The following is a 24,240-nucleotide window of genomic DNA, read 5'->3' on the forward strand; positions in this document are numbered from 1 at the left end:
GCTCTTTGCGCAACACGACCACCGGGGCGTCAGCGGCCGCGGCCACGTCCGAAGCCCATTGCTCACTCTCGCTGTCCGGTCCGATCACCAGCGCATTTGGGACTTCGGAACCGATCCAGGCGCCGAGCAGATCCGCGGCATGGAGGGTCACACAGGGGATGGTGTAGAGGTCGCTGAGGGTCTTGAAGCGATGTAGATGAGGATCGACGGTGATCAGCCGGTCGAACGCGCCCGAGAGCAGGCGCGCGAACGCGCGTGACGTCACCGCCTCCCCCGCCTTGAACGCCTTGTCCTGGCGCATATAGCCGAGGTACGGCGCGACCAGCGTCACCCGTTTGGCGCCCTGCTCACGCGCGGCTGCAGCGACGAACAGGAGCGTCAGGATGACGCTGTCGATGCGCACCAGGCTGCAGACGATGTCGACCTGGCGGCCGGCCGGGTCGTCCAAGATGCGAACGTAGTGCTCGCCATCGGGGAACTGGCGCGTCTCGAGCCGCCCGAGCTCGGCGCCGGCGGCCTCAGCGAGCTTGGCGGCGAAGGCTTCATGGCCCGGCAGAGCCAGCATGAGACGCATGTCAGGCCTCCAGTTGCACGATGTCGGGGTTCGCCGCGGCGAATTCGAGCGCGTAGGCCAATTCGCCTTCCGCTTCGGCGTGCACGGTCATGAGCGGTTGTCCCTGGGCGACGTCGTCGCCCAGTCGCGCGTGCAGCATGACCCCTGCCGACTTGGCGTCCGGGGCGCCCGCGAGCTTGGCCAGCCTGGCTAGGGTCCGGTTGTTGATGCTTGTCAGCCGCCCTGCGCGGGATGCCAAAACCGGGTGCGTCAGGGCGGCCTTCGGCGGCTGCCGCAGCCCGCCTTGAGCCTCGCAAATGGCCTGAAACTTCGCCCACGCCCGTCCGTCCGCGAGCGTGGTCTCGGCAAGCGCAAAGCCTGTCCCGGCGGCGGTTCGGCCGGCCAGTTCGAGCGCGGCGCCGGCCAGCATGCAGGCGCGCCGCCGCAGGTCCTGCGGAGCCTGCGCGTCGTTCTTCAGCACGGCCAGAACGTCGTGCGCTTCCAGCGCGGGACCGATCCCGCGCCCGACCGGCTGCACGCCGTCGGTCATGACACACCGCAGTTCCACGCCGAAGACGCGCCCGACCTCGGTCAGCTCCGCGGCAAGCTCAGCGGCCGCCTCGTCGGTCCTGACCTTGGCCGTCGCCCCGACCGGTATATCGATCACGATGTGGGTCGACCCGGCGGCGATCTTCTTCGACAGCACCGAGGCGATCAGTTGGCCTCGCGTGTCGATGTCCAGCACCCGCTCCACCCGGATGAGGATGTCGTCGGCGGGGCTGAGGCGGACCGAGCCGCCCCATACCAGGCAGGCGCCCTCCCGCTCCACCACGCGCCGCATGGCGGCGACGTCCAGGTCGACGGGGGCGAGCGTCTCCATGGTGTCAGCCGTTCCGGCGGGACTGGTGATCGCGCGCGACGATGTCTTCGGCATCAGCAGACCGTGCGACGCGACGATGGCCACGACGATCGGGGTGGTGCGATTGCCGGGAAGCCCGCCGACCGAGTGCTTGTCGATGACAATCGGCGATGGCCAGGTCAGCCGCTCGCCGACCTCGATCATCGCGCGCGTGAGGCCGACCGTCTCCTCGAGGTCCAGAGGGAGCGCCGAGCAGGCGGTGAGGAAAGCGGAAAGGTGAACGTCCGTGTAGCGTGCGGCGGCGACATCCCTGACGATCGACTGGAGCGCCGCCAGATCGAGCCGCTGCCCGTAGATCCGACGCCGGACCGCCGAGAGGGAGCCAAGAGGCGGCGGATGGCGGACGGTGAGCTCCGCCCCCTCGGCAATGCCCAGCCGCGCCCAGGCGGCTTCCGACAGGCCCGCTTCCCCATGGCCAAGAAGGCCGTCGGACACCTGGTACAGAAGCGCGAGCACCTCGCGCCCATTCGCCACTAGCAACACCTGCGAGCGCGGGCCGAGACCCTCGGAGCGGCAGACGTGGCAGTCCGAACGCATGAGAACGACGGCGTCGTCCTGGCTGAACAGTCCCAGCCGCCGAGCCTTCAGGGTCGGTGTGGGAGAACGGGGTTGCGCCTCCACAGTCACGACAGGCCGTAGGCTTCGTCCTGAGCGGAGATCGTGCAATCCCACCCCAGGTCCGCCTCGATGCGCGCCTTCAGTCCGACTGGGCCGTCATCCTCCCCGTGGACGATGAACGTCCGGGCCGGCGGGCGCTCGAAGCCGGCCAGCCACCGCATGATCTCGTCCACGTCCGCGTGGGCCGAGAGCATCGGGAGGTTCGCCACCTCGGCTCGAATGGGGATCCACTGCCCGTGGATCTTCACTTCACGGGCGCCCCCGAGCAGGGCCTGTCCGCGGGTTCCGGCCGCTTGATAGCCTGAGAAGAGCACGGTGTTGCGGGCGTCGGGGCCGTACGCCTTCAGATGGTGCAGCACGCGCCCGCCGGTCGCCATTCCGCTGGCCGATATGATCACCTTGGGCATGCTGTTGTGGCTTAGAGCCTTCGACTCGTCGACGTCGCGCGTATAGGTCGCGACCTCGCAAGATGCCCGGCAGACATCCTCGGCCAGCTTGTGATCGGCCCCATGGCGACACAGAAGGTCGGTCGCATCAGTCGCCATGGGACTGTCGAGATAGATGGGCGTCAAAGGCAGCGCCCCATCCTGCTTGAGTTTCGACAGCAGGTAGAGCAGCTCCTGGGCGCGCCCGACGGCGAACGCCGGAATCACGACAGTGCCGCCCCGCGCGGTCGTGCGCTCGATCACCTGCAGCAGCGCTTGCGCTGGCGCCACCGGATCGTGGCGACGGTCTCCATAGGTGGACTCCACGATCAGGTAGTCGGCGTGCGGCACGGGCTCGGGATCGGGCGTGATCGGATCGTCGTAGCGGCCGAGGTCCCCCGAGAAGACGACAGTCTTCCCGCCCCACCGAATCTCGACGGTTGCGGCGCCCAGGATGTGGCCCGCGTAGCGGAACGTGGCCGTGGCGCCATGTCCAAGGTCCACCGCTTTGCCGAAGGCGACGGGCCGGAGCTGGCCAATGGCGCGTTCGGCGTCATGCTTGCCGTACAGCGGGAGCGCGGGCTTGTGCTTGGAAAAGCCGTGCCGATTGGCGAACTCGGCGTCGCTTTCCTGGATCTTGGCGCTGTCCAGCAGCAGGAGTTCCGCCAGATCGGCCGTTGCCGCCGAGCAGTAGATTGGGCCTCGGAAGCCTTCTCGCACCAGCCGTGGCAGGTAGCCGGAGTGATCGAGGTGCGCATGGGTCAACACCACGGCGTCGATGGAGGCCGCCTCGCGGGACAGCGGCTCCCAGTTCTTGAGGCGCAGGGCCTTCAGACCCTGGAACAGCCCGCAGTCCACGAGCAGGCTTCGCCCCCCAAGCTCAAGCAGGTGCTTCGAGCCCGTCACCGTTCCTGCGCCGCCTAGCGACGTCAGCGTCAATTTGGCCATGCGCCCTCCGATCCCTGCCAAATACTACGCGCGCGGCCGGCCGCGCCCTTGCCGCAGATCAAAGCTGCGCCGCTTCCGCCCGTCACGTCACGAAGACGGGCGCAAAGCCGCCGCCCGGCGTGCGGAAGTTCGTTGTCTGACCCCGATAGACTCGCGCCGCCGCGAGGAGCGGCAAGCCGACGTAGGTGTAGAGACGTACGTCAAGCTTGAGCGCCAGGACCTCGCCGTCGATTCTAATGCGCCGCTCGGTCGGGACGGCCAGTTCCTGGGCGATATAGCCCCCGCGCTGCACCTCCTCCCAGACCCCGCGGGTCATCTTATCGCCGCGATAGACCGCCTTGCCGCCGTGGCCGCCCGCCGGCTTGAAGAAGTACCGTTTGCGCGCCGACCACAGGGCCTCCGCGGACTCCGGGGTCACCAGGATCGTTCGAGGCACCGCCGAGAGACTGCGCCGCTGGGCGGGCGACAGTCCCCAACCGGCCGGCGCGGCGGGGTCGGACAGCACCGTCAGGTTCCGCTTGTCCGCGAGGAGGGCGTGGTTGCGCGGATTAGGCGTGAGAACGACAGCGCCCGCCAGATAGGCGTCACGCAGCGCCCCGTGGCTCTCGCCATCCAGCGCGAAGTCGACCAGCCGGTTGTAAACCAGATCGATCACTTCCTCGCCGTGCCGAAGCTGGCCCTGGGCGAAAGACAACTCTGCAGGATCGACGATCCTGACCTTCAGGCCGCGCCGCTTGAACGCGCGCTGGGCGAGCAGGAACTCAGGGAAGAGGTACTGCTCGGTCGGGCGATCGTCGATGATGGCGAGGGTGCGCGGCTGACTGGCGCGACCCTGAGACCGCCACTCTTGCTCGAACATCCGCCACACGGCCGCTTCGAAATTCGCGGCCGGCGTCGCTTCGATCGCGTCTCGCGCCTCGCGGCAGCACGCACCCTGGGCGCGGGCGAGGAAGGCGTTCAGAAAGGCGCCGCCGGCGTTGGTGTTGACTTCGATCAGCTTCGGCCCGCTCGCGCCGAGATGGAAGTCGTACCCCGTGAAGACGCCGCGGGGCCCGAAGTCATGCCGCGCGATTTCGGGCGCCCAGGCCATCACCGCCGTCTGATAAGTGGGGTCGCTGGCCGCCGCCTCGATCGCATCGACGACCGCAAGCATGGCGTCCAGATCCGCGCGCGCGAGGAACACCGGCATTTCGGCGAAAAGGTGCGGCCGGCCGTCCAGCAGAGCCGCTGCGAGGTCGGCGTCCAGCGCTTCGGCCTGGATCGCCGCAACGAGGCTGGCACGATCCAGCGTGATGCAGAAGCACTCACGGTTGAGCACGGCGTCGCGGTTTTCAACACCTCGAGCGTCGTGGGTCATGCCCTTCTCCTCTAAGCCAGTCGACATCAGCCTGACGAGAACCGGCATCTTCGCTACCCGCTCGGCGGGCGCGTGGCCCGCATTGATCGCGATCTTGATTGCGGCGATGGAATGGCCGGCGACCCAGGCGGGCTCGACAAGTCCCTCGGGCGGAGGCGCAGAGATGGCTGCGGTTCATGAGCAGCGCCGGGAATCTAGGGCGGTCGCAACGTCGTGATACGTCCGGGTCAATGTACCTTTACCATGCCAACGCCCTTGATGTTGTTGAACGAGTCGGTCTGGTGACAGAGGTAACACTGTTCGACCCGAGCCCCCTTCTGGCCTGAGATGGGACGGTCCATCATTTCGAAGTGCATCATGTAGTGGCTGGGCGGCGCCTTGTGGCACTGCGCGCAGTCAGTGGACTTGGGACTCGGATGGAGGAAGGTCTTGATCTCCCAGCTCTCGGTCTGGTGACAGCTGGCGCACTGCTTGCCGAAGAAGCCGCCGTGAGGATCTTGAACCGCATGGCAGGTGGCGCACTGCAGGCTCCCCGAGCCGCCATCGCGCCGCTGTGCGACCGCCTCGAGCACAGCGTGATCCATTTTGGTGGGCCGGACGGCGCGACCCTGGTGCTCGACGTGACAGCCTTTGCAGTCCCCGATGTTCTGGTGAAACGCGGTCGCGGGTTTCATCAGCAACTCCTGCGCCGGCGCATGGCAGGTGACGCACTTCTCCGCCGTCACACCCGCGACCGGCGCATGGCAGCTTTCACACTTGTCACCCAGAAAGGCGTGGGCCTCGGAAAGGGCCCCCGGCCGCACCGCGCCCGTCCATCCAGGCAAGGCGTGGCTGCCACCTTGCCAAAGCGTCCACACGACCCCAACGACGAAGACCACGCCGAATACGCTCAGCGCCGCGTAGATCTGGCCCGGCAGCTTCATGGGAGCCACCTCAGTCCATAGTAGACGCCGGACCAGATGTGCAGCGCGAGCAGCGTGTACATGACGATGGCGGCGAGGATGTGGGTGACCACCCACCGGTTCAGCGCGCGCTTCAAAGTCTCGCGGGCGCCGATGGCGAACTCCAGGTCGGAAATGGCGCCTAGCAGGTGATTGACCTTGAGGCCGGAGGGATCGACCACAACCTCATCCTTCAGGCCGACGGCGGACAGCGCGAGGCTGTCATAGCGATCCCTCAGCACGGAGAGCTGGCGTTGTTGATCCCGCAAATCCTGGCCAAGCTCGACGAGGAAGTAGCGTCCGACAAAGCCGGTGGCGACGACCAGAAGCATTGAGACCATGAGCCCCACCCCCAGGGGACTCTCTAGCTTATGGCCTGAGTGCAGGACGCCCAGCACCGCGCCGATCGCCCCGGCATAGACGTGGAAAGTCAGAATCGCGCCAAGGGAGACCTGCCGCGCGCTGAGCAGCGCCTTCACCCGCCCCTGCCGCTTCACGAGGGCGTACGCCAGTAGGGCGACAAAGAGCACAGCTGCGGCTATGCCCAGGGCCCCGCCGGCCAAGCTCCCGGGAAACCGGGGCGCTGAATGCAACAGGAAGGCGGGCGCGGTGAGCGCAAGTGCGCTCAGCAGGCCTTCCACAATGACCTTCTCACTTCGCGTCATGTCACGCGTCCACGACGAGGTCGCCGACGGACTTCGCCTGGCAGGCGAGAATGACCCCGTCGCGCTTTTCCCCCTCCGTCAGAGAATCCTGGACCTCCATGCTCACAGATCCCTGCCGCAGTGGCACCTTGCAGCGGCCGCAGATCCCGACCCGGCACTCGTAGTCGATGGCGACGCCGATGGCCTCGGCGGCCTCCAGCACCGATTGGTCCGGCGCTAAGCGCCCGGACTTGTTGGACTTGGAAAAGGTCACCGTCGCCTGCGCCGACGGCGGGGCCGAGGGAGAGGCGACTGCGACATCGACGACGGCCGTGACCGCGGCTGCGGGGGGCTGGGTTTCCAGGACTGGACCACCCTTCGGGGGCGCGAAGTTCTCCGTCTTCACCTGATCGTCCGGCACGCCCATTCCGCGAAGGACGCCCTTGACCGCTTCCATCATCGCGGGCGGGCCACAGAGATGGACCCGGCGGCGGACGATCTCCGGAACGGCCGCGGTGATAAACTCGGGCGTCATAAACCCCACGGAACCAGCCCATTCGGTCCCTTCGGGCTGAGAGACGACAGTCGTGACGTGGACGTTCGGGTGCCGGCGCGCGAGATGCGCCAGTTCCTCGCGGAAGATGATGTCGGCGGGCGTGCGCACCCCGTAGAGAAGGTAGATGTCGTGGGGATAGGCGCGGTCCGTGAGATAGCGCAGCACGCTCATCATAGGCGTAATGCCAACCCCGCCAGCGATCAGAACGATGCCTTCCGCCTCCTGACCGGTGAAGAAGAAGCTCCCGGCGGGGGCGGCCACCTCGATGAGATCGCCGGCGTCGACGCGGTCGTGGAGGTGGCGAGACTCCAAGCCGTATTGCTCACGTTTCACGGTCAGCTCGATGTAGTCCCGTTGCGTGGGCGAAGAGGAGATGGTGTAGGATCGGCGGACCTTCTTGCCATCGATCTCGGAGGTGACCGTCGCGTACTGTCCCGGAAGGAAAGTGAACGGGAACAGGCCGAGGTTTGGCTCCATCAGCCGGAACGTCTTCACGCCGGGCGTTTCGTCGAAAATCGCCTTGATCCGCAGGACGCCGATCCAGGGACGCCGCGCGGGCGCTCCGGCTTCTGCCGCCTTGGACATGACAGCAGGGGCTGAACCCGGCAAAGCTGCGGGTTCAGCGGTCGATGGCTCAGCTGGAGCGCCGGGTGTCAGCCGCTCGGCCAGCGCCCCCACACGGCGCGCGCGGATCCATTGCAGCCAGAGCGCCCCCGTAAGAGCGGCGCCCAGAAGGATCATGAGCAGAACGTGCAGCCAGGAGAGACCGCGAAAGCCGCCAGCCATCTCTGAGCGGTCCGCCGGGGGCAGCGTCATCTCGTGTCGGAACCAGGCCAGAGCGGTCTGTTCAGGCGACTGGCCCGCCTCGAGCGCCCGAAGCGCGCCGGCCCCGCTTTGCGCCAACGAAAGACCGTCTCTGACGTCGCGCAGCGCGGTGAGCGCGGCAGCGGCGTCATTGGCGGCCTGGGCGCGATGCAGGGCCGCCTGCCCATCCGTGACCGCCTGCGAACCTGATCCCAGTCGCGTCAGCGCCTCAGGCCGGATCCGCGCGCGGGCTTCGTCGGTGAGCTTCGGAAAGTCCATCATAGACGCGTAGAACGGCTTGGGCCCCATGGGGCCGCAGCAACCCGCTGCGCCTTCGCCTGCGCCCCCGCCCATGCCAGAGGGCGCCATCATATCTCCCATCATGCCGCCCATACCGCTGGCCGCCGCAGGCGCCGCTGGGGGACCGGCGCCCATTGTGGGGTTGGGGGCCTTCATTCCGCTCATCCCTGAGGCCGCATCGGGGTTCGCGCCAGCTGGCGGCGGATGATGAGCGGCGTGGTCCTCGGCGGGGGCCTGCGCCCAGGCGAAGGTGGATGGTGTTGCGGCGGTTAGAGCCACAGCCGCGACGGTGGCGGCTCTTAGGGCTGTGACGAGAGGCGCCGACTGGGTGCCGTGCATATGCAGGTCAGATCCCTTATCCATAGCAACGCTTCTAGCCGAAAGGCTCGGCCGCTTTGAAGGCAAGACGTAAGAGACGCTGCGATGGAGCGTCCCTTACAGCGCCACAGCAACAGAAGGCTCCGCCATAGCGCCCATCAGGCGCTGCTGGGGGACCAGCGAAAGAGGAGGTGCCAGATGGCAGGGGAGATTCGCGTCGGCGTCAACGGCTACGGGGTGATCGGCAAACGTGTTGCCGATGCTGTGCGTGCTCAGGCTGATATGCGCCTGGTGGGCGTCTCCGACGTCGCAGCAGACTGGCGGACGCGGGCCCTGCACCGCAGGGATATCCCACTGTTCGCCGCCACGTCCGAAGCACATGAGCACCTCGCGGCAAATCGGATTCCCGTGGAAGGGCGTCTGCAGGATCTGCTTGGAACCGTGGATGTCGTCGTAGACTGCACGCCCAAGCGGGTCGCTGCGGAGAATGTGCCGGTCTATCGCCAACTCGGCCGGAAGTTCATCGTGCAGGGCGGCGAAAAGCACGGCGTCACCGGTCACTCCTTCGTCGCGGAGTCCAACTATCAAAGCGCAGTCGGCCTCGACGCGACCCGCGTCGTCTCCTGCAATACGACGGCGACGGTGCGGACCTTGACCGCCCTGAAGCGGGCTGGGTTGCTCCGGCGCGCTCGCGGCACGCTCATGCGGCGCGCCACCGACCCGTGGGAGAGTCACCTTGGCGGTATCATCAACACCCTCGTCCCGGAACCGGAGATCCCGAGCCACCAAGGTCCTGATGCTCAGACGGTCGACCCGGACCTCGATGTGCTGACCATGGCCGTCAAGGTCCCCGAGACGATCGCCCACCTCCACTACTGGTCGGTTCAGCTTTCCCGAAGCGCCCCGAAGGAGGAGGTGCTGGACGCCTTCCGCGCGTCACCCCGCATTTTCCTCATGCCCGACAGCTATGGCCTAGCCGCGATCAATGCGGTCAAGGAGCTGATGGCGGACCTCGGCCGCTCCCGGGGCGATCTCTACGAGGTTGCGCTTTGGTCCGACATGCTGCGCGTGGAGGGCGATGAGGTGTTCTATACCTACATGGTCGACAACCAGGCTATTGTTGTGCCTGAGACGATCGACGCCATCCGGGCGCTCGCCGGCCGCGAGCCCTCTGGGGCCGCATCGATACGCGCGACCGACGAGGCCTTGCAGATCTGGCGCGATCCCTTCAGCCCTGCTCCGGGCTAGCGTTCGCATCACTAGCGGCGGCGGCGCCGCCGCTCACAATTAGATCAGCCATGGCGCGCGAAGACCCGCGTCTTGCCTCCCGGCATGAGCAGCAGCGTCTGGTAGGCCTCGACCTCACCCCTTTGGGACTCCATGCCGGGAGACCCGAAAGGCATGCCCGGAACGGCGATGCCTAGGGCTTTCGGCCTCTCGCGCAGCAAGCGTGCGATGTCGGCCGGCGGTATGTGGCCGACCACGACATAGCCACCGACCGTCGCGAGATGGCATGACGACAGCTCGAATGGCACGCCATGCTTGCGTCCGATCGGACTGACGTCCTCCACGACCACTTCCTTCATAAGGTAGCCCGACCGGCGCATGTGGGTGATCCAGCCCTTGCAACAGCCGCAGCTGGCGGTCTTGTAGACCGTCACAGGCGGCGGGCTCGCCGCGAGGGCGGGTGCTCCGGACACAAGCGCCGCGCTGGCGGCCAGCAGGTATCGACGAGTCAGCATCTCTGTCATTTCCTTGAGACTTAGCGGCGCGGGCCGCAGCAGCAGGAGCCGCTGCTTGTCGGGGCCGCCGCGTCCTGTGGGTACAAGGCCGGTGTATAGCCGGCCTTGCTGATCGCCCCCGCCACCGCAGACGGCTCGCGGTCAGACCGCACATCGACCCGCTTGCTCGGCAGGTCAATGGCGACCTCTGCGGCTGGATCCAGCGCGTTGATGGCGGCGGTTACAGCTTGGACACAGTGTCCGCAGCTAAGGTCGTTGACGTGATAGCGAAGCACTGAAATCTCCTAGTTTGCCGGCCTCGCCTGACCAGATGGGGCTTCCCACGATGGCAAGGTCAAGGCCGCGCATCGCTGGTGCAGGCGCCGCCGATCGTCGGCGTTCCGAAGATGAGCGCCGCCGTCGGCACAGCCGGGCCTCGCTCATTGCGGCATCTCCACGTGCCCGCCGAACCCGAAGCGCATCGCTGACAAGACCTGATCGGCGAATGTGTGCTCCACGCGGCTGCGATAGCGCGCGAACAACGCCGCGGAGAGGACGTTGACCGGAACCGCCTCCTCCATCGCCGCGTCGATCGTCCACCGCCCTTCGCCTGAGTCGGAGACCCGGCCTGAGAACTGACTCAGCATCTGGTCCTTGGCCAAGGCCGCAGCGGTGAGGTCGAGCAGCCAGGAGGAGATGACGCTGCCGCGCCGCCAGACTTCGGCGATATCGGTCAGATTCAGATCGAACCGTTCCTCGGCCGGCAGCTTGGCCGAGTTCCTGCCCTTGAGGATGTCAAATCCTTCAGCGTAGGCCTGCATCAACCCGTATTCGATCCCGTTGTGGACCATCTTGACGAAGTGGCCGGCGCCGGCGGGACCGGCGTGAATGTAGCCCTGCTCGGCGCGCGGATCCTCACCCTCCTGCTCCATGCGGTCCGGCGTGCGCGGAATGGCGCCGAGCCCTGGCGCCAAGGCTGAGAAGATCGGGTCGAGCAGAGCGACGGTCGCCTTGTCGCCGCCAATCATCATGCAGTAGCCGCGCTCCAGACCCCAGACTCCGCCGGAGGTGCCGACGTCCACATAGCAAAGGTTCTTCTCACCCAGCGCGCGCGCGCGTCGAATGTCGTCCTTGTAGAAGCTGTTGCCGCCGTCGATGATGATGTCGCCCGGCTCGGCCAGTTCGGTGAGTGCTTGGATGGTGTCCTCAGTGGGCAGGCCCGCGGGCAGCATCACCCAGAAAATGCGCGGGGACACCAGCTTGGCGGCGACGTCCTTCAGCGACGACGCCGCGATCGCGCCCTCTGCGGCGATCGCCTCGATGAGCGGTGGGTTGCGATCGAAGCCGACGACGCTGTGTCCCCCGCGCATCAGCCGGCGCGCGATATTGGCGCCCATCCGCCCCAGACCGATGACCGCTAGACGCATGGCGCTGTTTTCCTCATTGGGTAGGTGTGGCAGGGGCCGTCTGCGGGCTGTTCGCTGGGGGCGCGTCCGTCGCCCTCTGGCGATCGCCGAGAAGCGTCGCGCGCTTGGCGTCGACTGCGCCGAGCAGGGCATCCGTGGCCTCCGCGAACAGCGTTATGCCCTCTTCAACGAGGCCACGGGTGACGGCGTCCAGGTCGAGGCCTAGGCGGGCCGCCTCCGAGAGCACGCGTCGCGCGCCCTCGATGTCCTCGGTGAGCGTGGGGCCGACCGCGCCGTGATCGCGGAACGCATCCAGGGTCTTGGGCGGCAGGGTGGTCACAGTGTTCGGCCCGACGAGAGCGTCAACATAGAGGGTGTCCGGATAGGCCGGGTCCCTGACGCCCGTGGACGCCCACAGCAGCCGCTGGGGCCTCGCGCCCTTCGCGGCCAGCGCCTGCCAGCGCTCGCTTGCGAGCAACGTCCGGAACCAGGCATAGGCGAGCTTGGCGTTGGCGATGGCCACCTTGCCGCGGATCGCCGCGAGGTCGGCGCTCTGCGGATCGTTTGCCGCAAGCCGTGCATCGATGGCCTGGTCGATCTGCGCGTCGATCCGGCTGACGAAGAAGCTGGCCACGCTGGCGATCCGGTCGATCGGCTCGCCCCGCGCCGCGCGCGCCTCGAGCCCGGCCATGTAGGTGTCCGCGACCGCCTGGTAGGCGCCGAGCGAAAACAGCAAGGTGATGTTGACGTTGACCCCTGCCTCGACCAGCACCCGCAGGGCGGTTACGCCGGCCTTTGTCCCCGGGACCTTGACCATCAGGTTGGGCTCGTCGACGGCCGCCCACAGCCGCCGCGCCTCCTCGACGGTCGCCGCGGCGTCGTTGGCGAGGCGCGGCGAAACCTCAAGGCTGACATAGCCGTCCTTGCCGCAGAGCCTGTCGTAGACACGCCGCAGGTCCGCTGCCGCGGCCTTGACGTCGCCGATGGCCTGGCTCTCGTAGAGGTCCTGCGCGCTCGCGTCGGCCCTGCCGGCGGCCGCCTGGAAGCCCGCATCATAGGCATCGCCGTGACCCATCGCCTTCTCGAAGATGGAAGGATTGGAGGTGACGCCGGTGAGGCCGTCTTCCTCGACCAGCTTGCGCAGGCCGCCGTCGGACAGGAACCGGCGATCGATGAAGTCGAGCCAGACCGCTTGTCCGGCCTCGCCAAGTGTCTTCAGACGACTGGTCATGAGTGCTTCCCGATGATGCCACGCGCGACGGCGCAGACATTTTCGATGGTGAAGCCGTAATGCTCCTGAAGCATGGCCAACGGGGCCGAGGCTCCGAATGTCTTCATCGTGATCGTGCAGCCGTCGCTTCCGACATAGCGATCCCAGCCGATCGAGCCAGCCTGCTCAACGGCAAGCCGTGCGCGTACCTCGTTGGGAAAAACGTGCTTGCGATAGGCATCGTCCTGCAGCTCGAACAGATACCAACTTGGCAGGGATACCACGCGCGACCGCACGCCTTCTGCGCTTAGCTTCTCGTGGGCCGCCACGACCAGCGGCAGTTCGCTACCAGTGCCTATCAGGATGACCTCGGGATCGCCGCCCTCGCAATCTGCAAGGATGTAACCGCCCCGCTGCAATCCGTCGGCCGACGCATACCTGGCACGGTCCAGCGTGGGGATCGCTTGGCGGGACAATACCAGCGCAGTCGGCACGTTGCTCTGCTCCAGCGCGACGTTCCAGGCGACCGCCACCTCGTTGGCGTCGCCGGGGCGGATCGTGTTCAGCCCCGGAATGGCGCGCAGTGTTGCGAGATGTTCAACCGGTTGGTGGGTTGGACCGTCTTCGCCGACACCGATGCTGTCGTGTGTGAACACGAAGGTGACCGGCAATTCCATGATCGCCGCCAGCCGGATCGGTGCGCGCATATAGTCGGCGAAAACCAAGAAGGTGGAGCAGCAAGGGCGCAGATAGGACAGCGCCATGCCGTTGGCGATCGAGCCCATCGCATGCTCACGCACGCCGAAATGCAGGTTGCGGCCCGTAGGATCACCGCGCTCGAACGAGCCCGCCCCCTCGAAGGTCATTTTTGTCTTCGTCGAGGGCGATAGGTCCGCAGAACCGCCCATGAGCAGCGGGACGTGGGGCGCGATGGCGTTAAGCACCTTGCCGCCACTGTCGCGCGAGGCAAGGCCTATGGCGTCTGTCGGAAAGCTCGGAAGTGCGGCCTGCCAGCCACCGGGCAGCTTGCCTTCACGGAGCAGGTCGATCTGTGCGGCTTCCCTCGGAAAGGTATTGCGGTACCGGACGAGGGTCGCCTCCCAGGCCTCCCGCGCCGGCCTGCCGCGGACCGCAATGGCCGCCTGGAACGCCTCCGCCACGCCCTCCGGCACGAGGAACTCGCTGTCCGCAGGCCATCCATAGACCGTCTTGGTCGCGCGGACGTTGTCCTCGCCAAGCGGCTCGCCGTGCGCTTTCTCGCTGCCGGCCTTTGGGCTCCCCCATCCAATCACGGACTGCACCACGATCAGTGTGGGCCTATCGTCGGTCGCCCTGAAGGCGTCAAACGCGCTTGCGAGTGCGGCGGTGTCGTTGGCGTCCCCCACATGGACGACGTTCCAGCCATAGCCCTCGAAGCGTTTGCCGACATCCTCGGTGAAGGCGAGGTCGGTCGATCCTTCGATCGAGATACGATTGCTGTCGTAGATCCAGCACAGGTTCGAGAGCGCCAGGTGTCCGGCGAGCGACGCCGCCTCGCTAGAGACGCCCTCCATCATGTCGCCGTCGCCACACAGCACATAGACGTCGTGGTCGAACAGGACGAAGCCGTCGCGGTTGAAACGCGAGGCCAGCGCACGCTCCGCAATCGCCATGCCGACGGAGTTTCCGCAGCCTTGGCCCAGGGGACCAGTGGTCGTCTCGACGCCCGTGGTGATCCGGTACTCGGGATGGCCGGGCGTCTTCGAGCCGAACTGCCGGAACTGCTTGATATCCTCCAAGCTGACGGCGGGCTTTCCAGTTCGCTTCCCGTCGGCGTTGACCTCCTTGACCCCGGCCAGGTGCAAGACCGCATAGAGGAGCATCGAGGCATGACCGACCGACAGAACGAAGCGATCGCGGTTCGGCCAATCGGGCGTGTCCGGATCGTAGCGCAGGAAGTCTCGCCACAGGGTGTAGGCCACCGGGGCCAGCGCCATCGGCGTGCCCGGATGGCCCGAATTCGCCTTCTGCACAGCATCCATCGCCAGCGTGCGGATCGTGTCGATCGCGAGCCTCTCGGGCGTTCCCGCCCTTGGCGAAGCGGCGGACCCAGGCGCCTGGTCGATCATCGGCCACCTTCTCCAGCCCTGCCCGACTGCGCGCCAGACGCGAGGAACCGGCCAGCCTTTCTGAGCATGACCGGTGAGGGGGCCGGGTGAGGCATGTTTCGACAGCTTGGCGCCGCAATGTGGGCTACCGAAGGTCGGCACAGACAATGGTGGTCGGGGTCAGCCGCAGCCACGCGCACCTCCTGCCTTCTGTCGTAGAGGGCGGTCACAGGGAACAGCCAAGGCCGAGCCCGCGACAAGCGTTGGAGCCGCGTGCTCATGACGCTAATCATCGCTTAGTCGCCAATGCCTCGGCTGGCCGGCGCCAGCGGACCCTACGCCGCCTGAGGGAACTAGTGTTCGTGAGCTTTCGGTGCGTCGCTCTTCGGCGCCGGCGGATGGGATCCGGACTTCGGCTGGGCCATTCCGCCGTGGCCCATCATCTCGCCGCACATCTTGTGCATCTTGTCCATGTCCGCCTTGGCCATAGGCTTGCCGTCCGCCCCCTTCATGGCGCCCATCTGACCTTTGCCGGCAGGCATCTGGCCGCCCTTCATCCTGCCGCACATTTCATGCTGCGCCGCTGTGGCGGTGGGAGGCGGGGTCTTCGCGGGCGGCCCGTCCGCCAGGGCGTAGCTGGCTGCGAACAGGGCCGAAGCGGCGGTGATCGTAATGATGAGAGACTTCATGGTTTGGCTCCAGATCAGGCTTGCTGGTAAGGACGCTCGCGACGCCCTATCATTACGCGCACCGGCGGCGGGAGGCGCTCTTGCAGTGTTTTCTGCTCCCTAGAACAGCCCGCGGGGTTGATCGTCGTAGCTGACGAGCAGGTTCTTGGTCTGCTGGTAGTGGGCCAGCATCATCTTGTGGTTCTCCCGCCCGAAGCCTGAGGCCTTGTAACCGCCAAAGGCGGCATGCGCCGGGTAGACATGGTAGCAGTTTGTCCACACCCGACCGGCTTCGATCGCCCGTCCCATCCGGTATGCGGTCCCGCCGTCGCGGGACCAGACGCCGGCGCCCAGGCCGTAAGGGGTGTCGTTGGCGAGCCGCACCGCCTCTTCCGGCGAGCTGAAGCGGGCCACCGCCAGAACCGGGCCGAAGATTTCCTCCTGGAAGATCCGCATGTGGTTCTCGCCCACGAACACGGTCGGCTGCACAAAGTAACCCGCGTCGAGCTCGCCGCCCGGCAGCGCACGCTCACCTCCGGTGAGGCACTGCGCGCCCTCCTGCTTGCCGATCTCGATGTAGTCCAGAATCTTGGTGAGCTGAGCTTCCGAGGCCTGGGCGCCCATCTGGGTGGTCGGCACCAGGGGGTCGCCGACCTTGATGCTGGCGACGCGGCTGATCGCGCGTTCCATGAAGGCGTCGAAGATAGATTCGTGCACCAGGGCGCGCGACGGGCAGGTGCAGACCTCACCCTTGTTGAAGGCGAAGAGGGCTAGGCCCTCCACGGCCTTGTCGAGGAAGCTGTCGTCGGCGGCCATGACGTCGGGCATGAAGATGTTCGGAGACTTGCCGCCAAGCTCCAGGGTTTGCGGGATCAGGTGTTCGGCAGCCGCCTGCATGATCTGCCGTCCCGTCGTGGTCTCGCCGGTGAAGGCGACCTTGGCGATCCGCGGGTTGGCGGCGATCGCCCGGCCGACGGTGCCGCCCGGCCCGGTCACCACATTCAGCACGCCGGGCGGCAGGATGTCGGCGGTCAGCTCGGCGAACAGCATCAGCGTGAGCGGCGTCTGGGAAGCGGGCTTGATCACAGTGCAGTTGCCCGCTGCCAGCGCCGGGGCGAGCTTCCAGGCGGCCATGAGTAGCGGGAAGTTCCAGGGGATGATCTGGCCGACCACGCCAAGGGGTTCCTTGAAGTGGTAGGCGATCGTTTGTTCGTCGATTGTCGAGATCGAGCCTTCTTCGCTGCGGATACAGCCTGCGAAGTAGCGGAAGTGATCGACCGCAAGGGGCACGTCGGCGCCGCGCGTCTCGCGGATCGGCTTGCCGTTATCGATCGTCTCGGCGAGCGCGAAGAGTTCGAGGTTCTCCTCCAGCCGGTCAGCGATCTTGTTGAGCATCCGCGACCGCTCGCTGGGCGACAGCCGCGCCCAGCCCGCCTTGGCCGCGTGCGCCGCGTCCAGCGCCGCCTCAACGTCCTCAACCGTCGACTGCGCGAACTCCGCGATCCGCGCGCCGTTGATCGGGCTGTGGTCGGCGAAATACTGCCCCCTCAGAGGCGGCGACCAGTGCCCCCCGATGAAGTTGCCGTAGCGGCCGGGGACCTTGCCCAGGGTCCGCACGGACTGAATGGCGCTCTGGAACAAGGGGCTCTCCATGTATTCGCACGCGAGCTGACGTGCTCGCAACCGCCCTGCCCTGGCGGAATGTCGCCAGTTCAGAGATGAGCCCGTAGCGGACCCACTGGATACTCTTTCTGCACGGGAGGCGCGTCGCCTTGACAGGGATCAAAGGCAACTTTCGGCCAGATCACTACGAGGGATGCACGGCCAGGAGAGGAAAGCAGACCCATGGCGACGATGATGAAAGCCGCAGTCGTGCGGGAGTTCGGCAGGCCTCTAGCGATCGAGGAGGTCCCCATTCCGACGCCGGGACCCGATCAGGTTCTCGTGCGCCTGGCTGCCACCGGCGTCTGTCACACCGACCTGCACGCCGCCAAGGGCGACTGGCCGGTGAAGCCGAACCCACCGTTCATCCCCGGCCACGAGGGCGTGGGTGTGGTGGTCGGGGTCGGCGCGAACGTGCAGAGGGTGCGGGAGGGCGACCGCGTCGGCGTGCCCTGGCTGCATACCGCGTGCGGCTACTGCCCCCACTGCCGCACCGGCTGGGAGACCCTCTGCGGCTCTCAGAAGAACACCGGCTATTCCGTGAACGGCAGCTTCGCCGAATACGCGGTGGCGGATCCCAATTATGTGGGCCGCTTGCCCGATGGCCTGGATTGGGGCGCCGCAGCGCCGCTGCTTTGCGCCGGCGTGACCGTTTACAAGGGCCTGAAGGAAACCGAGGTGAGGCCCGGGCAGTGGGTCGCGATCTCGGGGATCGGCGGGCTGGGACACTTGGCGGTTCAGTACGCGAAGGCCATGGGCATGCACGTCGCGGCGATCGACATCCATCCCGAAAAGCTGGCGTTGGCCAAGCAGCTGGGCGCAGACCTCACGCTGCACGGCCGGGACACCGACCCCGTGGCCGAGATCCAGAAGCAGATCGGCGGGGTTCACGGGGTGCTTGTCACGGCCGTTTCGCCGGCGGCCTTCGAGCAGGCCTTCGGGGCGCTGCGGCCGCATGGGACCATGGCCATGATCGGCCTGCCGCCCGGCAAGTTCGCCATGCCGATCTTCGACACGGTGCTCAAGCGGATCACCGTCCGGGGCTCGATTGTCGGAACGCGGCAGGATCTGGAAGAGGCGCTCGAGTTCGGGGGCGAAGGCAAGGTCGCCGCGCACTTCTCCTGGGACCGGCTCGAGAACATCAACGAAGTCTTCGAACGCATGGAACGCGGTGCGATCGATGGGCGCGTAGTCTTGAGCCTGGAGTAGCCGCTAGACTCATCTAAAGCGCGGCGGGGCGGGTGAGGCGTCCGGGCCGGCTCCGCCGTTGCGGCACGACCAGAAGGGCCGATTCGCCCCTCCAGTCGCGACAATGTAATCCTGACGCGACGAGTTGCGTCAAAAAGGACATCAACCGCGTGCGTCGTGCGGACCGAGTGCGGTCGCGCCGGGTTTAGGGAGCCCTCCAGGCCTCGGCCGGCTGCAGGTCTGGGCTCGTGGAGAGGACAAGGAGATTCGATGTGAACAGGACAATCGGACGGGCCCTCGGCCTTTCGGCCCTTCTTGCGCTCCTGCCTGTGCTGGGCTCTTCCGCCACAGCAGAGGTCTGGCACCGGTACATAATGCGCGGTCAGGTCGTGGAGATGAAGGGTCAGGCGGTGATCCTTTGCGTCGGGCGCGCCGAAGGGGCCAAACCGGGACAGGTCCTTACGGTCGTCCGATTCATCGGAACGCCGGGGGTGTCGAAAGGTGCTCCGCCTGTCCCGCGCCGCGATGATGTCGGTGCGGTCCGCATCGACCGAGTTATAGACGAGCACTTTGCCGAGGCGACCGTAGTCAACGGCCAAGCCAGGAAGTTCGATCTGGTCGAACTGAAAGCTCCCTAGCGAACGCTACGCGGGACGGCGGAACTCGCTCTCCGGTCGCACGGGCCACCGCGGTGCCCAACGGCAAAGTGGCTCCCGGCGCGACTGTTGCGATCGGGGGCGTGGACGTCTCCGACACCTACCGCCGAGCGGTCGAAACCCCGCCCCTCAAGGTTATCATCGACACCAGAGAGACCCGTCCGACGGACAGCCCGGCATCAAGCCCTCAAACATAGCAGAACGGAGATGCAATTGCGCGACCGCAGAGAACTCTTGGCCGGCCTTACCCTCGCCGGGGCCGCAGCCGCCATGCCCGCCGCCGCGCAAGCCCCTCCTCCCAATCGTGATGGGATGTCGATGGATGATTGTGTCGCGCTCTGCATCGCCTCGCATCGGAGCTGTCTGACGAGCGCTCGCCATGTGATGGGACAGCCGCAACTGCGCGCGCCGGCGCAGCTCGTGGCGCTGCTGCAGGACTGCGCGGAGCTCTGCCAGACCACGGCCAATTCGATGCTCCGGGGTGCGCCGACGCACACCCTTCTCTGTCGCGCCTGCGCCGACCTCTGTGAAGCGTGCGCTCAGGCTTGCGACGCCTTCAAGAACGACGCGGTGCTCACCCGATGCGCGGCGACGTGCCGGGAGTGCGGCGCGGCATGCCGGCACATGGCCATGGAGATGTAGGTGGGCGCTGCCTCCGTCGGCGGGTTCCTGTTGCGCTGATAGCGGTTGCGCAGCCGCAGAGCGGCGCTTCGTTGAAAGCCACACCGGACCGGAACGGTAACCCCCGCAACTGGGGCGGTTGCCCGTTGTTTCCGAGCCGCCACACGGACCTACCTATCCCAGTCGGCCGGCACACTCCGCCATTCACGGCTGTGGCTTCAGCTCCAGCATGCCCTCTCACTCCGGGCTCGGGCGCATGGAGCCGGCGCGGCGTCTAATAATTGCTGAGGATGCCGAGTTGACGTGGATCACTACCCGAGCGTGCTCATGCTCATTCGCCACCCGGCTACATCGCCTTCAAGTCGGTGCTTCAGGCGCGCCAGGTCGGCGCATCTGAACGCCCGCACTGGACCCCGAGGAATGCGTCGGACGGTGAACGGGTCGCGCCGCCTTGGGTCGGCGCGACCCGTTATCCTCTGCGAACCGCAGCGCTTACATATGATCTTTCATCGGCGGGTCGGCCTTGGCCGGGGGCATCGGCATGCTGTCATCCTTCATCGGCGGCGAGCTGGCGCCAGACGACATGCCTGAGCCCTGGGCGTCTTTCTGCATACCCATGCCTTGGGCGTGCGCGTCTCGCTCCATTTGCATGCCTTCCTTGTGGCCCTGGGCGCGCGTTTCAGCCTCGGTCTCGCCATGCGCCGCCGCCGTAGCGGGCGTTGTGGTGTCGGTGGCCACAGCTGCCGCGTCCACAGCGGCTGCGGGGGCCTCGTCCGTCTTCTGGTTGCAGCCGGTGATCGCGAGAGCGGCGACCGACGCGGTCAAAAGAGCAGCGGAGCGGCAAAGTTTAGATATAGTAGTCATTTGTTTCTCCTTCGGGGTTTGAACAGTGGGGGACGAGCTGATGAGCATGGCGTTTGTCGAGCCATTGGCTGGCTGGCTGCAGCACGCTACGGTGACGATGGCGCTGTTCACGGATGCTATTGCCGTAGCTGTCATCGCCGTAGCGGTTCTCGGTGCGCTTTGGCGAACCTTGGAACGCACTTGGAAGCGGAACGCGGAGGCAGATTGCCCTGGCGAGGGGCCCCGTCTCCGGCTCGCCCGCTCTTTGGCCTTGGGCCTTGAGTTCCTGTTGGCGGCGGATGTGATGCGAACCGCGGTCGCGCCGACATGGACCGAGATCGGCCAACTCGCGGCAGTCGCAACGTTGCGAACGGCGTTGAACTTTTTCATCCAGCGCGAAATCGACGCCGCTGAACGCAGGAAGGGCTAAGACCCGCTTCCTGGCGCCCGACGAACGGCCGCGAGGGGACCGGGCGGCTGAGTGGCTCAAAACCACGCCCGGACCCCCACGACGACGGACAGGTTGCTCGCGGGCTCGCCCTCGGCGCGCGCCATTCTCTTTGTGCGGCCGTAGGTCTGTCGCCAGGAGACGCCGGCATACGGAGCCAGCTCACGGCGCAGCTCGTAGCGAAGGCGGGCGCCGATCTCTGTGTCGTTGAGGCCCTCGCCGACGCCGAAGCTCCGATCTGCCTGGAGCGCGGCGTTTGCCTCAATGCGGGGCTGAAGGATCAGGCGCTGGCTCAGCAATACGTCATAGGAGGCGGTCACTCGGGCCGAGACCTTGCCATCCTGGCTGACGAACAACGCCGGCTCCAGTTCGTAACGGTAGGGCGCCAATCCTTGCACGCCGATGACGCCGTAGACGCGGGACCGGTCTGGACCTGGCCCCGAGCGTCGCGCGTATCGCACGCCGGCTTGGAAATCGAAGAACGGGGCGATGAGCTGACCGTAGAGCAACTGGGCCTCTTGCTCGCTGTCAGCCCGTTTGGACGTGCTCTGCGCGCCCTCGCTCTTGACCCACAGGCGCTTCACGTCGCCTCCATACCAGCCGAAGACGTCCCAGCGGATAACGCCCGGGTCGTCGCTCTCTCGGTACTCTACGAGGTCGGCGAGGAAGTATCCGTAGTTGGCGCTGTCGGCCGTGGGCTGTGGCCATCCTTCGCGCTCAGCGAGATTGGGCAGCGTCTCGGGACCTCGATCCGAAGCGGCGGGCGCCGCACGATTGGCGGCAGGCGACATAGCCATTCCGGAGGGCATGCCGGCGCCGGGCAAAGAGGGCGCCTCCTGCGCGTGAACAACGGCAGGGGCTGCCAGGAAGGCGATGGCAAGAGCGGCCGAGCGCATCGGGATCTCCTACTGAGGGGGCGAAGAGACTTCGATGACGCGGAACATCCCCATCTCCATATGCAGCAGGAGGTGGCAATGCATGGCCCATTGGCCGGGCGCGTCGGCGGTGATGGCGACGGTTAGCCGCTCGGCTGGCTTGACGCTGACGGTGTGCTTGCGAGGTTGATGGGCGCCCGCACCGTTCTCGAGCTCCATCCACATGCCGTGCAGGTGGATGGGGTGCTCCATCATGGTGTCGTTGACCAGCACCAGGCGCAGGCGCTCGCCGTAGGCAAAGGGGATGGGCGCGCGGGCCTCCGAGTACTTCTTTCCATCAAAGGACCACATGTAGCGTTCCATGTTGCCTGTGATGTGCAGCTCGATCTCGCGTGTGGGCGTGCGCTGGTCCTCCTGCGGCGTCACGCTTCGCAGGTCGGCGTAGACCAGCACCCGCGCCGCGGGATCGTCGAAGCCGGAGCCCGGTTCGTGGAGGCGGCTGCGCGCCACCATCGCTACGGATGAGTTCCCGACGCCATGCGTGTCGGGCCCATGGATGAACGTGGGCGCCACGCCTGGCTTGGCGGCGAGCGGCGTTCCCATGTGCGCCATGGCGCTGGAGGCCCCGTTCGCCGCCACCGCGCCATGGGCGTGGGCGCTCGTGACCTGAGACTCGACCGCCGCACGATTACGTTCCACGGCGGCTATGTCGCCCGCCGCGTGCCCAGCTATGCCCATGACGGGAGCCTTGGGGGACGCCGTCGCATTGGACATGCCGGGCATGCCCGCCATGTCGCCGGACATCTCCATTCCCGACATGTCCATGCCCATGTCGGCCATGGTGCGCAGCGGCCTCTTGCGACGGGGTGGGATGGGCGCTGTCATTCCGGCGCGCGGCGCGAGCGTGCCGCGCGCAAAGCCACTGCGGTCCATCGCCTCTGCGAACAGGGTGTAGGCCTGGTCATCAGGCGTGACGATGACATCGAAAGTCTCGCCCGGCCCTATCCGGAACTCGTCCACGTCGACGGGCTGGACATTCTGCCCGTCCGCCTGGACCACAGTCATCTTCAGGCCCGGGATGCGGATGTCGAAATAAGTCATGGCGCCGGCAGCGATGAACCGAAGCCGCACGCGCTCGCCGCGGGTGAATAGGCCAGTCCAGTTCGCGTTCGCTGTCAGGCCATTGACGAGATAGGTGTAGGTGTAGCCGGTGACATCGGCGAAGTCTGTCGGGTCCATGCGCATCTTGGTCCAACTCAATCTCTCCCTAAGGGTCGCTGGCCAACCATCGCGCGCGGCATCCCGAAACAGGTCCGCGACCGTCCGCTTTTGGTAGTTGTAGTACCCCGCCTGCTTCTTGAGGTTCTTGATGATTTGCTCCGGCGGCTCGAAGCTCCAGTCCGACAGCATCACGACATAGTCGCGCTCGTAGGCGAACGGCTCAGGGGCGGCAGGGTCGATGATGAACGGGGCGTAGACGCCCAGCAATTCCTGTCCCCCGGAATGGCTGTGGCACCAGTACGTGCCGCTTTGCAGCAGCGGGAAGCGATAGGTGAAGGTTTCGCCCGGCGCGATGCCACCGAAACTCACACCGGGGACGCCATCCATCGCGGGCGGCAGGATGATCCCATGCCAATGGATGGACGCAATTTCCTCGAGTCGGTTTGTGACCCGCAGGACGGCTTCCTCACCCTCCCGAAAACGCAGCAGCGGGCCTGGGATCGTCTGGTTGATGGCCATGGCGCGGCCGGGGCGATCTCCGACCATCAGCTGGAAGTGACCGATCTCAAGGTCTAGAGCGCGCTGGCCCCTCGTTCCCGCGACAGGAGCGAGCGCCGCCTGGACGACGCTGGTCCGAGCGTAGGCCGGCGCCGCACGTGCAAGTGCGGCGGAGAGCCCCAGACCCCCGCCGGCCGCCAGCACAGCGCGGCGACTGATGAGTTCACGCGAACCGAACATAGCCCCTCCTCGCCGCTCCCGGCGCTGATCAGACGCGGCGGCGCGCGTTACATTACAAGCCTACGGGCTATCGGCGTCGCCGCTCCTCGAGGGCGCGACCGCGCGATCAGAACGACGGACAACGGACTGTTCGCCAACCTGTCCGCTACAACGGCCCGATGGAGATCGAGACGGCCACTGCCGTCACAGGGCCACCGCGCCGTCTACGGACTCAAATTGTGACCGGTGAAAGCCCTCTCTTACTTGAGTTCCAGCATCTATTCCTCGGTATCGCTCACGCGCATCTCCGCGCGCTCGCCATGCTGGCGGAGCACATCGACCATCCTTTGGGCCTGATCGACAGCGACCGCCTTGCACCAGCATGGCGTCATCATCTGGTGATCGCGCCGAACCGCCCAGCCGTAGGCTTCCTTGACCACTTCAAAGGTAATCGGTCCGCGATCCCGGCCGCTCGTCGTGTCAGGTTCCGCCATGGCTGGCCTCCCTCAATGGCTGCGTTCGCGACCAGTGATG

At 66.5% G+C, this 24,240-nt stretch carries 23 protein-coding genes; 5 read left to right on the plus strand and 18 right to left on the minus strand.

Annotation, left to right across the window (positions count from 1 at the left end):
• The 7 genes from prs to A2790_RS21485 all read right to left on the minus strand — a co-directional run.
• On the minus strand, nucleotides 1–565 hold a 565-nt coding region (gene prs / locus A2790_RS21455), incomplete at its 3' end, for a ribose-phosphate diphosphokinase (protein WP_293396219.1).
• Between the two features lie 10 nt (nucleotides 566–575).
• Complete coding sequence (locus A2790_RS21460; protein WP_363081445.1) at nucleotides 576–2,144, minus strand: thymidine phosphorylase family protein; 1,569 nt, start codon at nucleotides 2,142–2,144, stop codon at nucleotides 576–578.
• Entirely contained in the window at nucleotides 2,096–3,463 is a 1,368-nt protein-coding gene (locus A2790_RS21465) for an MBL fold metallo-hydrolase (RefSeq protein ID WP_066680664.1), read from the minus strand. The genes A2790_RS21460 and A2790_RS21465 overlap by 49 nt, the downstream gene beginning before the upstream one ends.
• An 82-nt stretch (nucleotides 3,464–3,545) precedes the next feature.
• A complete protein-coding gene (locus A2790_RS21470) occupies nucleotides 3,546–4,868 on the minus strand; it encodes a hypothetical protein (protein ID WP_293396223.1) in 1,323 nt (440 codons plus the stop codon).
• A gap of 179 nt (nucleotides 4,869–5,047) precedes the next feature.
• A complete protein-coding gene (locus A2790_RS21475; protein ID WP_293396226.1) occupies nucleotides 5,048–5,743 on the minus strand; it encodes a cytochrome C in 696 nt (231 codons plus the stop codon).
• Nucleotides 5,740–6,402 (minus strand): hypothetical protein, encoded by a 663-nt coding sequence (locus tag A2790_RS21480; protein WP_293396229.1) that lies wholly within the window; start codon nucleotides 6,400–6,402, stop codon nucleotides 5,740–5,742. Before A2790_RS21480 ends, A2790_RS21475 begins: the two co-directional genes overlap by 4 nt.
• A gap of 25 nt (nucleotides 6,403–6,427) precedes the next feature.
• On the minus strand, nucleotides 6,428–8,044 hold the full coding sequence (locus tag A2790_RS21485; protein WP_293396232.1) for an FAD-binding oxidoreductase: 1,617 nt from the start codon (nucleotides 8,042–8,044) through the stop codon (nucleotides 6,428–6,430).
• Nucleotides 8,045–8,581: 537 nt separating this feature from the next.
• On the opposite strand from A2790_RS21485, the gene A2790_RS21490 reads away from it, so the two are divergent.
• Nucleotides 8,582–9,631 (plus strand): type II glyceraldehyde-3-phosphate dehydrogenase, encoded by a 1,050-nt coding sequence (locus tag A2790_RS21490; protein WP_293396235.1) that lies wholly within the window; start codon nucleotides 8,582–8,584, stop codon nucleotides 9,629–9,631.
• A gap of 44 nt (nucleotides 9,632–9,675) precedes the next feature.
• On the opposite strand, the gene A2790_RS21495 is transcribed toward A2790_RS21490, so the two are convergent.
• The 7 genes from A2790_RS21495 to A2790_RS21520 all read right to left on the minus strand — a co-directional run bounded on the left by A2790_RS21495 (nucleotide 9,676) and on the right by A2790_RS21520 (nucleotide 17,116).
• Entirely contained in the window at nucleotides 9,676–10,125 is a 450-nt protein-coding gene (locus A2790_RS21495; RefSeq protein WP_257835861.1) for a DUF411 domain-containing protein, read from the minus strand.
• Nucleotides 10,126–10,145: 20 nt separating this feature from the next.
• Nucleotides 10,146–10,400 carry a heavy-metal-associated domain-containing protein gene (locus tag A2790_RS24460; RefSeq protein ID WP_363081450.1) on the minus strand — a complete coding sequence of 85 codons (255 nt, stop codon included), beginning with the start codon at nucleotides 10,398–10,400 and terminating at the stop codon, nucleotides 10,146–10,148.
• A gap of 144 nt (nucleotides 10,401–10,544) precedes the next feature.
• Nucleotides 10,545–11,531, minus strand: coding sequence for a phosphogluconate dehydrogenase (NAD(+)-dependent, decarboxylating) (gene gnd / locus A2790_RS21500; protein ID WP_293396240.1), 987 nt, complete (start codon nucleotides 11,529–11,531; stop codon nucleotides 10,545–10,547).
• Nucleotides 11,532–11,544: 13 nt separating this feature from the next.
• Nucleotides 11,545–12,741, minus strand: a complete 1,197-nt coding sequence (gene tal, locus A2790_RS21505; protein WP_293396243.1) for a transaldolase — start codon at nucleotides 12,739–12,741, stop codon at nucleotides 11,545–11,547.
• Nucleotides 12,738–14,828 (minus strand): transketolase, encoded by a 2,091-nt coding sequence (gene tkt, locus A2790_RS21510; RefSeq protein WP_293396246.1) that lies wholly within the window; start codon nucleotides 14,826–14,828, stop codon nucleotides 12,738–12,740. Before tkt ends, tal begins: the two co-directional genes overlap by 4 nt.
• A gap of 332 nt (nucleotides 14,829–15,160) precedes the next feature.
• Nucleotides 15,161–15,496, minus strand: a complete 336-nt coding sequence (locus A2790_RS21515; protein ID WP_257835865.1) for a hypothetical protein — start codon at nucleotides 15,494–15,496, stop codon at nucleotides 15,161–15,163.
• A gap of 99 nt (nucleotides 15,497–15,595) precedes the next feature.
• Nucleotides 15,596–17,116, minus strand: a complete 1,521-nt coding sequence (locus A2790_RS21520; RefSeq protein WP_293396251.1) for an aldehyde dehydrogenase family protein — start codon at nucleotides 17,114–17,116, stop codon at nucleotides 15,596–15,598.
• Between the two features lie 204 nt (nucleotides 17,117–17,320).
• Between A2790_RS21520 and adhP the strand changes: the two genes are divergently transcribed.
• The 3 genes from adhP to A2790_RS21535 all read left to right on the plus strand — a co-directional run bounded on the left by adhP (nucleotide 17,321) and on the right by A2790_RS21535 (nucleotide 19,623).
• Nucleotides 17,321–18,346, plus strand: coding sequence for an alcohol dehydrogenase AdhP (adhP, locus tag A2790_RS21525; protein ID WP_257835867.1), 1,026 nt, complete (start codon nucleotides 17,321–17,323; stop codon nucleotides 18,344–18,346).
• A gap of 251 nt (nucleotides 18,347–18,597) precedes the next feature.
• On the plus strand, nucleotides 18,598–18,963 hold the full coding sequence (locus A2790_RS21530) for a hypothetical protein (RefSeq protein ID WP_293396257.1): 366 nt from the start codon (nucleotides 18,598–18,600) through the stop codon (nucleotides 18,961–18,963).
• A gap of 225 nt (nucleotides 18,964–19,188) precedes the next feature.
• Entirely contained in the window at nucleotides 19,189–19,623 is a 435-nt protein-coding gene (locus A2790_RS21535) for a four-helix bundle copper-binding protein (RefSeq protein WP_293396260.1), read from the plus strand.
• A 471-nt stretch (nucleotides 19,624–20,094) separates the two neighbouring features.
• Here the strand turns inward: A2790_RS21535 and A2790_RS21540 are convergent, their stop codons facing one another.
• Nucleotides 20,095–20,466 (minus strand): hypothetical protein, encoded by a 372-nt coding sequence (locus A2790_RS21540; RefSeq protein ID WP_293396263.1) that lies wholly within the window; start codon nucleotides 20,464–20,466, stop codon nucleotides 20,095–20,097.
• Nucleotides 20,467–20,506: 40 nt separating this feature from the next.
• On the opposite strand from A2790_RS21540, the gene A2790_RS21545 reads away from it, so the two are divergent.
• Entirely contained in the window at nucleotides 20,507–20,875 is a 369-nt protein-coding gene (locus A2790_RS21545; RefSeq protein ID WP_257817691.1) for a DUF1622 domain-containing protein, read from the plus strand.
• Between the two features lie 56 nt (nucleotides 20,876–20,931).
• Here A2790_RS21545 and A2790_RS21550 read toward each other — a convergent pair whose 3' ends face one another.
• From A2790_RS21550 to A2790_RS21560, 3 genes are all read right to left on the minus strand, one after another.
• A complete protein-coding gene (locus tag A2790_RS21550; RefSeq protein ID WP_293396268.1) occupies nucleotides 20,932–21,789 on the minus strand; it encodes a copper resistance protein B in 858 nt (285 codons plus the stop codon).
• A 9-nt stretch (nucleotides 21,790–21,798) separates the two neighbouring features.
• Nucleotides 21,799–23,727, minus strand: a complete 1,929-nt coding sequence (locus A2790_RS21555; RefSeq protein ID WP_257817689.1) for a copper resistance system multicopper oxidase — start codon at nucleotides 23,725–23,727, stop codon at nucleotides 21,799–21,801.
• Nucleotides 23,728–23,984: 257 nt separating this feature from the next.
• Nucleotides 23,985–24,200 (minus strand): hypothetical protein, encoded by a 216-nt coding sequence (locus A2790_RS21560; RefSeq protein WP_257817688.1) that lies wholly within the window; start codon nucleotides 24,198–24,200, stop codon nucleotides 23,985–23,987.
• Nucleotides 24,201–24,240 lie beyond the last annotated feature (40 nt).

The organism is Phenylobacterium sp. RIFCSPHIGHO2_01_FULL_69_31, assembly GCF_001824475.1.
In the GTDB taxonomy this organism is placed as follows: Bacteria; Pseudomonadota; Alphaproteobacteria; order Caulobacterales; family Caulobacteraceae; genus Phenylobacterium.

Bases quoted from the DNA above. Each gene is read 5' to 3' on its own strand.
- A2790_RS21550 (WP_293396268.1), bottom strand. From the start codon at position 21,789: ATGCGCTCGGCCGCTCTTGCCATCGCCTTCCTGGCAGCCCCTGCCGTT.
- tkt (WP_293396246.1), bottom strand. From the start codon at position 14,828: ATGATCGACCAGGCGCCTGGGTCCGCCGCTTCGCCAAGGGCGGGAACG.
- A2790_RS21485 (WP_293396232.1), bottom strand. From the start codon at position 8,044: ATGGACTTTCCGAAGCTCACCGACGAAGCCCGCGCGCGGATCCGGCCT.
- A2790_RS21470 (WP_293396223.1), bottom strand. From the start codon at position 4,868: ATGCCGGTTCTCGTCAGGCTGATGTCGACTGGCTTAGAGGAGAAGGGC.
- gnd (WP_293396240.1), bottom strand. From the start codon at position 11,531: ATGCGTCTAGCGGTCATCGGTCTGGGGCGGATGGGCGCCAATATCGCG.
- adhP (WP_257835867.1), top strand. From the start codon at position 17,321: ATGGCGACGATGATGAAAGCCGCAGTCGTGCGGGAGTTCGGCAGGCCT.
- A2790_RS21515 (WP_257835865.1), bottom strand. From the start codon at position 15,496: ATGAAGTCTCTCATCATTACGATCACCGCCGCTTCGGCCCTGTTCGCA.
- A2790_RS21535 (WP_293396260.1), top strand. From the start codon at position 19,189: ATGCAATTGCGCGACCGCAGAGAACTCTTGGCCGGCCTTACCCTCGCC.
- A2790_RS21490 (WP_293396235.1), top strand. From the start codon at position 8,582: ATGGCAGGGGAGATTCGCGTCGGCGTCAACGGCTACGGGGTGATCGGC.
- tal (WP_293396243.1), bottom strand. From the start codon at position 12,741: ATGACCAGTCGTCTGAAGACACTTGGCGAGGCCGGACAAGCGGTCTGG.
- A2790_RS21475 (WP_293396226.1), bottom strand. From the start codon at position 5,743: ATGAAGCTGCCGGGCCAGATCTACGCGGCGCTGAGCGTATTCGGCGTG.
- A2790_RS21465 (WP_066680664.1), bottom strand. From the start codon at position 3,463: ATGGCCAAATTGACGCTGACGTCGCTAGGCGGCGCAGGAACGGTGACG.
- A2790_RS21560 (WP_257817688.1), bottom strand. From the start codon at position 24,200: ATGGCGGAACCTGACACGACGAGCGGCCGGGATCGCGGACCGATTACC.
- A2790_RS21540 (WP_293396263.1), bottom strand. From the start codon at position 20,466: ATGACTACTATATCTAAACTTTGCCGCTCCGCTGCTCTTTTGACCGCG.
- A2790_RS21545 (WP_257817691.1), top strand. From the start codon at position 20,507: ATGAGCATGGCGTTTGTCGAGCCATTGGCTGGCTGGCTGCAGCACGCT.
- A2790_RS21555 (WP_257817689.1), bottom strand. From the start codon at position 23,727: ATGTTCGGTTCGCGTGAACTCATCAGTCGCCGCGCTGTGCTGGCGGCC.
- A2790_RS21495 (WP_257835861.1), bottom strand. From the start codon at position 10,125: ATGCTGACTCGTCGATACCTGCTGGCCGCCAGCGCGGCGCTTGTGTCC.